The organism is Arthrobacter sulfonylureivorans (genome assembly GCF_047607445.1).
Lineage (GTDB): Bacteria > Actinomycetota > Actinomycetes > Actinomycetales > Micrococcaceae > Crystallibacter > Crystallibacter sulfonylureivorans_A.
The window spans coordinates 1-687 of record NZ_JBLKRT010000099.1 but is presented as its reverse complement, the minus strand read 5'-3'; the positions used below and the strand labels follow the sequence as shown (position 1 = coordinate 687).

Genomic DNA, 687 nt, shown 5'->3' with positions numbered 1-687 from the left:
AGAAGCGCGTGGCTTCGTCACGGTCCGGGCCCCCCTTCTCCCGAAGTTACGGGGGCATTTTGCCGAGTTCCTTAACCATAATTCTCTCGATCGCCTTGGTATTCTCTACCTGATCACCTGTGTCGGTTTGGGGTACGGGCGGCTAAAACCTCGCGTCGATGCTTTTCTCGGCAGCATAGGATCACCGAATCCCCCCATGCGGGGGTCCCGTCGGGTCTCAGGCTTCACGAACGGCGGATTTGCCAACCGTTCACCCTACATCCTTGGACCGGGACTACCATCGCCCGGCTCGGCTACCTTCCTGCGTCACACCTGTTAATACGCTTACCTCCCCGGATCGGGTCCCGCGCGCCCCGCCCGCACTGGCCCCGAAGGGCACACACGGACGGTTTGGGCGGTTAGCATCACCGGATTGGCATGGGCGGTTTTTCGCCGGTACGGGAATATCAACCCGTTGTCCATCGACTACGCCTGTCGGCCTCGCCTTAGGTCCCGACTTACCCAGGGCAGATTAGCTTGACCCTGGAACCCTTGATCATTCGGCGGACGGGTTTCCCACCCGTCTTTCGCTACTCATGCCTGCATTCTCACTCGTGTAGGCTCCACCACTGGCTTCCGCCGCAGCTTCACTGCCCACACGACGCTCCCCTACCCACCAGCGCTCCTGAACCACGAAGGCTTGGATAA

The 687-nt window shown here is 60.7% G+C and carries 1 rRNA gene; it reads right to left on the bottom strand.

Going from position 1 to position 687, the window contains the following annotated elements:
* A 23S ribosomal RNA gene (locus ACMX2H_RS18960) occupies window positions 1–687 on the bottom strand; the annotation flags it as partial.